Source organism: Streptomyces sp. NRRL B-24085, assembly GCF_001282115.1.
In the GTDB taxonomy this organism is placed as follows: domain Bacteria; phylum Actinomycetota; class Actinomycetes; order Streptomycetales; family Streptomycetaceae; genus Streptomyces.
Window position 1 is genome coordinate 1 of sequence record NZ_LJBR01000375.1, and the last position, 8,400, is coordinate 8,400.

6 protein-coding genes and 1 pseudogene are annotated in these 8,400 nt (G+C 74.6%); 4 read left to right on the forward strand and 3 right to left on the reverse strand.

The features are described 5' to 3' along the window. Positions 1-379: 379 nt before the first annotated feature. Positions 380-838 carry a hypothetical protein gene (locus AOJ26_RS33425; protein WP_053852119.1) on the reverse strand — a complete coding sequence of 153 codons (459 nt, stop codon included), beginning with the start codon at positions 836-838 and terminating at the stop codon, positions 380-382. Between the two features lie 85 nt (positions 839-923). Beyond that, a complete protein-coding gene (locus AOJ26_RS43120) occupies positions 924-1,829 on the reverse strand; it encodes a hypothetical protein (RefSeq protein ID WP_053852120.1) in 906 nt (301 codons plus the stop codon). Between the two features lie 384 nt (positions 1,830-2,213). Here AOJ26_RS43120 and AOJ26_RS33435 point away from each other — a divergent pair, with 384 nt between their 5' ends. The 4 genes from AOJ26_RS33435 (at position 2,214) to AOJ26_RS33450 (ending at position 8,073) form a co-directional block, all read left to right on the forward strand. After that, entirely contained in the window at positions 2,214-5,399 is a 3,186-nt protein-coding gene (locus AOJ26_RS33435; RefSeq protein ID WP_053852121.1) for an AfsR/SARP family transcriptional regulator, read from the forward strand. A gap of 118 nt (positions 5,400-5,517) precedes the next feature. Next, positions 5,518-6,180 (forward strand): M15 family metallopeptidase, encoded by a 663-nt coding sequence (locus AOJ26_RS33440; RefSeq protein ID WP_053852122.1) that lies wholly within the window; start codon positions 5,518-5,520, stop codon positions 6,178-6,180. Positions 6,181-6,290: 110 nt separating this feature from the next. Beyond that, positions 6,291-6,827 (forward strand): RNA polymerase sigma factor, encoded by a 537-nt coding sequence (locus AOJ26_RS33445; protein WP_053852123.1) that lies wholly within the window; start codon positions 6,291-6,293, stop codon positions 6,825-6,827. Positions 6,828-6,927: 100 nt separating this feature from the next. Further along, positions 6,928-8,073: a C40 family peptidase gene (locus AOJ26_RS33450; protein ID WP_053852124.1), complete on the forward strand. Its 1,146-nt coding sequence runs from the start codon at positions 6,928-6,930 to the stop codon at positions 8,071-8,073. Positions 8,074-8,127: 54 nt separating this feature from the next. On the opposite strand, the pseudogene AOJ26_RS33455 reads toward AOJ26_RS33450, so the two are convergent. After that, positions 8,128-8,400: pseudogene (locus tag AOJ26_RS33455) on the reverse strand (hypothetical protein); the annotation flags it as partial.

Below are 8,400 nucleotides of genomic sequence, written 5' to 3' on the forward strand. Positions count from 1 at the left end.
GAGCAGGAGGGGGAGAACGGTGAGCAGGCGGCGGGTGAGACGGGACAGCGAGCGGCGGGAACCGGCGGGAGCGGGGGCCGGGACGCCGACCGGGAGCGGAGCCGGGGCGGCGGCGGGGAGCGGACCCGGGGGACCTTCGAGCGGAAGCAGGGACACGGCGCACGTCGTCCTTTCGCGTCACACCCGTGGTGGGACACGGGGCATGGCGGAGGCAAGGCGATGCAGAGGGGACGAGGGAAACGTTCCCGCTCGGTGTGACGTTCAAATGTCCGGCAGCCGAAGGAGCGCGGGCGGGTGGGCGACACGGGAAGGGGCGGACCCCCGGAAACGGGTCGCCCCGGCACCCGTGGCCGGGTGCCGGGGCGAACTCGCGGGCGGGTCAGCCCTGGCTGCAGTAGTCGACCCAGCGGTGCGAGGAGATGTTGTTGTTGACGCTCGCACCGAACTGCTCCAGGCCGGCGCCGTACGTGAAGCGGTAGTTGCCGGTGGTGGTGTCCCACCAGCGGTCGCCCTGGCTGATGCAGGCGTGCGCGCCACCGGCGTTGGGGGCCGTGTACAGGTCGACGGCGTCGAGGCCGCCCGCGTAGCCGTTGTTCCAGATGTCGGAGGTCAGGTTGCGGCAGGTGCCCCAGTCGTTGGAGTTGCCCGACCACTTGCACTCACGGCCACCGCCGTACGGCTGGGTGTACACGTGCAGGAAGCCGTCGGCGGAGGCGAGCTGGACCGACTTGGTTCCCTGCGCGCCGGACTCCAGGGCGCTGGCGCCGGTGGCCGGGGAGAAGAGGACGGCGACGGCCGCGGCGGAGGCGGCGAGGGTGAGGACACGCTTGACGGACATGGGGGGTTCCTTCGTTCGTGATGAGTGATCGACAGGTGGTGCGAACCACGGACGGTGCCGTGGTGGTCTGTGGGGAAGGCCGCGCTCAGTCGCCGCGTGCCACGATCGCCCGGGCGCGGGGCAGCGCCTCGCGCCGGAGCCGGTCGAGATCGGCCGTCGGCCCGGGGTAGCGCCGCCGCAACTCGGCCCGGTACGCGGTGTCGAGGGACTTCGCCACCGCCGACAGGTCACCGGAGCCGGCGCAGGCCGCCTCGGCCGACGCCAGCCGCACTTCCCTGGCGTGCGGCCACTCCTGGTCCGGCCGGGTGGCCGCAGCGCGGGCCTCGGCGGGGGTCGGGTACGGGTGCCCCTTCGCCTTCATGCAGCGCGCCCACGGCTTGACGGCCGTCAGGTAGCGCTTGTCGGTGAGCACCATGTTCACGCGCATGCCGGCGAGGCTGTCGGTGACCCGGGTGGCCCGGAACCAGGCCGGGAGGTCCTTGTACAGTTCCCGTTCCGCCTCCGCCACACAGCCCCGGTCGCTGTGCGTGACCTTGATGCCGTTCGGAAGGCGGGCGGAAAGTCCTTGCGCCTGCGGCCCGTTGAGCGCACCGACCAGTTCGGGGGCGCGGTCGGCGGGCATGGACCGGAAGTACCGCTGGTTGGGGTCGCGCAGGGCCTCCCGCTGCCGTTCGCGGTACAGGTCGGTGCCGTAGCCGTGCCGGGCGGCCCAGGCCGGGTCGTCGACGACGTACGGGAACCGGCTCGCCCCGCCGGGCGCCGGGCGGTCCTCCACCCAGTACCGGTATCCGCGCTTCTCCATGCACTTCTTGATCAGGAGCTGCTCGGCGAGGTGGAGGGTCTCCTGCGGGTCGCCCGGGACGTGGCGGCCGGCGGCGGTGCCGGCACCGGGACCGGCGGCGGTCTGCGACGCCGTCGTACCGTCCGCACACCCCGTGACGGTCGCCGCCAGCAGTGCGGCGGTCGTGAGGAGCAAGGTCCGGCGTGGCATCGTGCGACTCCCTGGGCGCGGTGGAAACGGTGTGTGCCTTCGAGCCGTTGACGCCTCCGGAGCCCCGTCCGTATGACCCGTGACGCACATGAATTCCGGGCGCGGAAAATATCGGCGGGCAGTCATACGAGCGGCACCGGCCGACCGTCCCTCAGGTGAGGGGGCTCTCTGCGCACGGTCGAAATCCAGCCAACCGCCCTCTCCGGGGGAAGTCGGGAAGTGGGCCCCCGCGTGCCGGTGTCAGGCCCTGTCAGGGGTTCGCGGCACGGCGGCCGACTGGCCTGATCCGGCCACGGCCGCGCGAGTCCCGTCGTCCGCGGACACCGCCCGTCGATATCGTCGAACACGCATCCGTGGGGCGGGCGGTACGGCGATCGGGGAACGATGCTCCAGGTACGTCTTCTCGGTCCGGTGGAGGTGTGGGAGGGGGACCGGCGGGCTCCGCTCGGCGGGGTCAGACCCCTGGCGGTCCTGTCCGCACTCGTCGTCCACCTGGGCGAGGTGCTCTCCACGGAACGGCTCGTGGACTGCGTCTGGGACGAACAGGCGCCCGCGACCGCCAGCGCCCTCGTCGCCACCCATGTCTCCGCGGTGCGCCGCGCGCTGGCCCGCGTCGGCGAGGCGGAGGTGATCCGCACCCGCCCGCCGGGATACGTCGCCGACCTCGACCCCTCCCAGGTCGACGCCCGCCGCTTCGAGGAACTGCTCACCTCGGCCCGCGCCCGGGCCGCCGGGGGCCGGGCCGAGGAGGCCGCCGAGCTGCTGGCCGAGGCGCTGGGGCTGTGGCGGGGCCAGGACGCCCTCGAAGGGCTGGGCCAGTCGTTCGCGCGCATCGAGGCGGCCCGGCTGGCCGAACTGCGGCTGGTCGCCCAGGAGGAGTCCTTCGGCCTCCAACTGGACCTCGGCCGCGCGGACCGCGCGATCGCGCCCCTGCTCGCCCACGTCGCCGCCCACCCCCTCCGGGAACGGCCGCGCGGCCAGCTCATGACCGCCCTGTTCCGCACCGGACGGGTCTCCGACGCCCTGCGCACCTACCAGGAGGGCCGCGAGGTCCTGCGCGAGGAGCTGGGCATCGACGCCGGTCCGGAACTGCGGGCCCTGCACAAGGCCGTCCTCACGAGCGACCCCGCCCTGCTGGGCACCGGCACCCGGCCGTACGCCCCGTCACCGCCCGGCCCGGGTTCCGCACCCGCCGGCTCCGGCGCACCCGCCCGCGATCCCGCACCGGTCGGCTCCCGCCCCGGGCCGCCGGCGCGGGCGGCCGCCGACGCCTCGAAGGACCGGCAGCGGGCCGGCGACCGCACGGGGGCGGCCGGCACCGCACCGGCCCCGTCCCATCTCCCCCCGGACATAGCCGACTTCGTCGGCCGCACGGACCAGATCGACTGGGCCGTCGCCCTGCTGGGCCGCGTCGACGAACCCGGCCGCACCGCCCCGCCCATCGGGGTGATCTCGGGCCGCTCCGGAACGGGCAAGACCGCGCTCGCCGTCCACGTCGGCCACCGCACCGCCGAACTCTTCCCGGACGGCCGCCTGTTCGTGGACCTGCGGGCCGCCGACACCGCCCCGCTGCAACCCGCCGACGCCCTCGCCCGGCTGCTGCGCGCGATGGGCGCCGGACCGGAGACCCTGCCGAGCTCCGTCGAGGAACTGACGGGCCTGTACCGCACGTACACCGGCCACCGCCGCATTCTGCTGATCCTCGACAACGCCGCCGGTGAGGCACACGTACGCCCGCTGCTGCCGCCCGGCCCCGGTTCCGCCGTGCTGGTCACCAGCCGGCGCCGGCTGGTGGCACTGGAGGGCGCGGCCCACCTCGACCTGACCGTGCCGGACGAGGAGGAGGCCCTGGAGCTCCTCCGCCGGGTCGCCGGGACGGACCGGGTCCGCGCGGAGCCGGAGCAGACCGCCGAGATCGTCGCCCTGTGCGGGCGGCTGCCGCTCGCCGTGCGCATCGCCGGGGCCCGGCTCGCCGCCCGGCCGCACTGGGTGCCCGGCCGGCTCGCCGCCCGCCTGCGGGACGAGCGGCTCCGGCTCAACGAACTGCGCGCCGGGGACCTGGAGCTGCGCACCAGCCTCGAACTGGGCTACGCCGACCTCGATCCGCAGGAACAGCGCGCCCTGCGCCGGCTGGCCCTGCTCGACCTGCCCGACTTCGCGGCCTGGATCGCCGCGCCCCTGCTGGACATCGGCACGGAGGAGGCCGAGGAGGCCGTCGAACGGCTGGTGGACTGCCACTTCATCGACGTGATCGGCGTGGACGGCACGGGCCGCGGCCGCTACCGCATCCACGACCTGGCCCGGGAACACGCCCGCGAGCGCTGTCTGTCGGAGGAGAGCGCCGAGGAGCGGACCGCGGCCGTGCGACGCCTCGTGGAGTGCTGGCTGGGGCTGGCCGGGAAGGCCGCCGCCCGGGGCCCCGGCGGCACCGCGCGGTACTTCCCCCAGCCGGCCGCCGTACGGCCCGTCGACCCGCTCGACCCGCAGGCCGAGGAGGAGCTGCTCAGCCGGCCCGCCGCCTGGTTCGCCGCCGAGCAGGCCGGTCTGCTGGCGGCCGTGGAGTACTGCGCCGACCACGGGATGGACCGCGCCGCCCGGGACCTCGCCGGGGCGCTGATCGCGAGCTCGGTCGCGCTGTACAACCAGTTCGACGCCTGGTCCCGCTCGCACCTGGCGGCCATGGCGGCGGTGCGCCGCAGCGGGGACGGCGAGGGCGAGGCGTGGCTGCTCACCGGCCTGGGGCAACTGCGCTACGAACAGGACGAGTTCGAGGAGTCGTACGCCTACTACCGGGACGCCCTCGATCTGTTCGAGGACCACGACGACGTCCCGGGGGCGGCCCAGGCCCTCCTCGGCATGGCCACCGCCCGGCGTGAACAGGCCTGCTACCCGGAGGCGTTGGAGCTGCTCGGCCGGGCCCTGGAGGGGTACGCCCGCCTCGACGACCGGAGCGCCCGGGCCCGGGTGCTCTACGGCCTCGGCTACGTGTACCGGGAACAAGGTGACGACGACGCCGCCCGCGAGGTCTTCGCCGAGGCCCTGGAGCTGTACCGGGCGGACGACGACCGGCACGGCGAGGCGCTGGTGCTGCGCGCGACGGCCCTGTGCCACCGGGCGAAGGGGGAGTACGCCGACGCCGAGCGGCTGCTGCGGGGCGTGCTGCGGGTCTTCGAGGACCTCCACGACACGCTCGGCGTCATGTACACGGAGCAGTCGCTGGCCAAGGTCGAGCTGCGGCTCGGCCGGCTGGACGCGTCCCGCCAACGGCTCGGGCGCTGCCTGGAACTGGCCCGGGAACGGCAGGACCGGTTCGGGGAGGCCCTGGTGCTGCGGACGCTGGGGGAGTGGCACCTGGCCGCCGGCGACGCCGCGAGCGCGCGGGAGCCGCTGGAGCGTTCGCTGTCGCTGTGGGAGACGCTGCGGCTGCGGCTGTGGCGGGCACGGACGCTGTGGAGCCTGGCGGAGGTGTGGGAGGCCGACGGGGAGAGGGGCGCGGCCGCCGGGGCCCGGGCCGAGGCGATGGGCGTCTTCCGGGAGGCGGGGGCGCGGGAGGCGCGGGAGCGGGCCTAGGCACGGTCCGCCCGCCGGGCCCTGGCCGGGGTGCGGTCGATGCCGCTGCAAAATCCCTGGTCCGGCGCTTGCAGGCGATCTGCAGAGCATTTGCAGAGGACCACGCGACGCTCTTCCCGTGACAGACATCATCACGCTCGCGGACCCCAGGGTCGCCGCGGTGGCGCACGACGAGTGCGGGGAACCCCTCGTCGACCTGCGGGAGGAGGGGCAGTTGCTCCTCGACTCCCGGCAGGCCGACGCCGAGGGGAGCTACGCCCACCTGAGGGCCGGCGCGCTGGAGCGGCTCGTGCGGGCGCAGCGCCTGCTGCCCGCGGGGATCCGGTTGCTGGTGGTGGAGGGGTACCGGCCGCCCGACCTCCAGCGCCGCTACTTCGAGCAGTACGCGGCGACCATGCGGCAGGCTCACCCGGACGCGGCTCCCGAGCGGATCCGTGAGCTGGCGAGCGCGTACATCTCGCCGCCGGAGGTCGCCCCGCACGTCAGCGGCGGCGCGGTCGACCTGACCCTGTGCGACCGTGCGGGCCGGGAACTGCCGCTCGGCACCGAGGTCAACGCCACCCCGGAGGAGAGCGCGGGCGCCTGCCGCACCGCCGCGCCCGGCATCGGCCCCGAGGCACGCGAGTACCGGGCCCTGCTGGGCCGGGTGCTCACCGCCACCGGGTTCGTCAACTACCCGACGGAGTGGTGGCACTGGTCGTACGGCGACCGGTACTGGGCGCTGCTGCGCCGGGTGCCGGCCGCCCGTTACGGCCCCGCGGAGCCGCCCCGCCCGGCCTGACCACCGGAGCGGGACGGCGCACGACGAACGCCGTGAGGAATCACGCAAGGACCACCGCGAGGGACCGCCACGACGGACCACCGCGGGGGAACACCGCAAGGGGGAAAGAAATGCACCACAGCCACGGCACCTGTCCGCCGCCTCCGCGCGAGGCCGGCGACCGGATGAGCCCGGGGGACTTCGACGCGTCCTTCACGGCCGACATGCCCCGCCTGAGAAGACGCCTGCTGGCCCTGACGGGCAATCCGCACGACGCCGACGACCTGCTCCAGGAGACCTATCTGCGGCTCTCCCGGCGGGCCCGCTCCCAGAGCCTGACCCAGCAGCAGCACCCGTACGCCTACACCTGCGCCGTCGCCCTCAACCTGCTGCGCGACTCCTGGCAGCACCCCTCCCGCCGCGAGCGCACCACGGACGAGCTGCCGGAAGCCGGCTGGGACGGCGGACTCGGCTCCTACGAGGCCTCCGCCACGGCGCTCGCCCTGCTCGGCATGCTCTCCGAGAAGGAGGCCGCCGCGGTGATCCTCGTGGACCTGGAGGGACTCACCCACGACACGGCCGGGGAGCGTCTGGGCGCCCACCGCGGCACGGTCCAGCGCAACCGTCTGCGCGGCCTCGCCAAGATGCGTGCCGCCCTCCACAACTAGCCCGGGTGGCACACCTCCACGGGGGTGGGGTGTGCCATCCGCGTCTCCCGCCGGCGTCACCGGCATCCCGCTGACGCCCCTTCGACGAAGGAAGAGTCCCTTGCAGACCACCAGCACGCGCCGCCGGACCAGCGGCGCGATCCTGGGCGCCTCCGCCCTCGCGCTCACCGCGTTCTTCTCCGCCCCGGCCCACGCCGCCCCGGACGCCCAGGACGCCACCTGCGGCGTCCTCGCGCCCGGCGCCTCGGCCACCGCGCAGGCCGCCGTCGACGCGGCCTGCTCGCAGATCGGCGTCTGGTACAGCTGGGGCGGCGGCCACGCGGCCACCCCGGGCGCCAGCTACGGCTTCTACGACGGCTCCGACCCGGACAGCCTCCACGACGGGGAGCGCAAGGGCTTCGACTGCTCCGGCCTGATGCGGTACGCCTACTACCGGGCGACCGGCAAGGACCTGCTCAACGGCACCGCCGACGACCAGTACCACACCTCGCAGGCCTCGGCCCGGTTCTCCGCCGGGCAGGGCACCGCCCCGCTGCTGCCGGGCGACCTGATGTTCTGGGGCAGCGGCCACATCCACCACGTCGCCATGTACCTGGGCGGCGGACAGATGGTCGAGGCGTACGAGTCCGGCACCCACATCCGGGTCACCTCCGCGCGCACCGGCGGCGACTACGCGGGCGCCGTCCGGATCAACGGCTCCGGCACCCCGATCCCGCCGCCCGCCAACGGCGGCACGGTCTTCGAGACCTGGGGCACCGGCGTGCGCACCCACCGGTCGCCGAGCGTGGGCTCCGGGACCGTCGACACCTTCCCCGGTCCGACCCAGGTGTCGGTCCAGTGCCAGCAGCACGCGGAGACGGTGACCGCCGAGGGCTACACCAACGACGTCTGGGCCAGGCTCGCCGACGGTTCGTGGATGACCGTCATCTACATCAAGGGCCCGGCCTGGCTGCCCGGCGTCCCGGACTGCGGCGGCAGCAGCACCCCGCCGCCGACCGGCGGCAGCAAGGCGTTCCAGACCTGGGGCACCGGGGTGCGCACGCACAGCGAGCCCAACGTCAACGCCGCCGTGGTCGACTACTTCGCCCAGCCCACCACCGTCAACGTGGTCTGCCAGAAGCACGCCCAGGAGGTGACGGCCGAGGGCTACACCAACGACGCCTGGTCGAAGCTGACCGACGGCTCGTGGATGACCAACATCTACATCAAGGGCCCGGCCTGGCTGGACGGCGTCGCCACCTGCTGATCCCACCCCCCACCCGTCCGGGCCGGCCACGCACGGCCGGCCCGGACGGAGCCCTCACCACCCCGTGAGCAGCAGGTGGTTGAGGAGCAGCGCCAGCACGGCCTGCCCGGCGAGCCAGCCGCGCGCCCCCGTCAGGAAGGCGCACGCGGGCAGCAGCCACGCGGCGAACGGCAGCCAGATCCGCTCGGTCTCCGCCTTGCTCATCCCCGACAGATCGGCGACGAGCAGGGCGAGGAGAGCGGCGAGCACCAGCAGGCAGAGCCGCAGATCACCACGGTCCGACCCCCCGCTCCAGGGGCGCCGGGAACTGCCCGCCCAGCCCCCGTC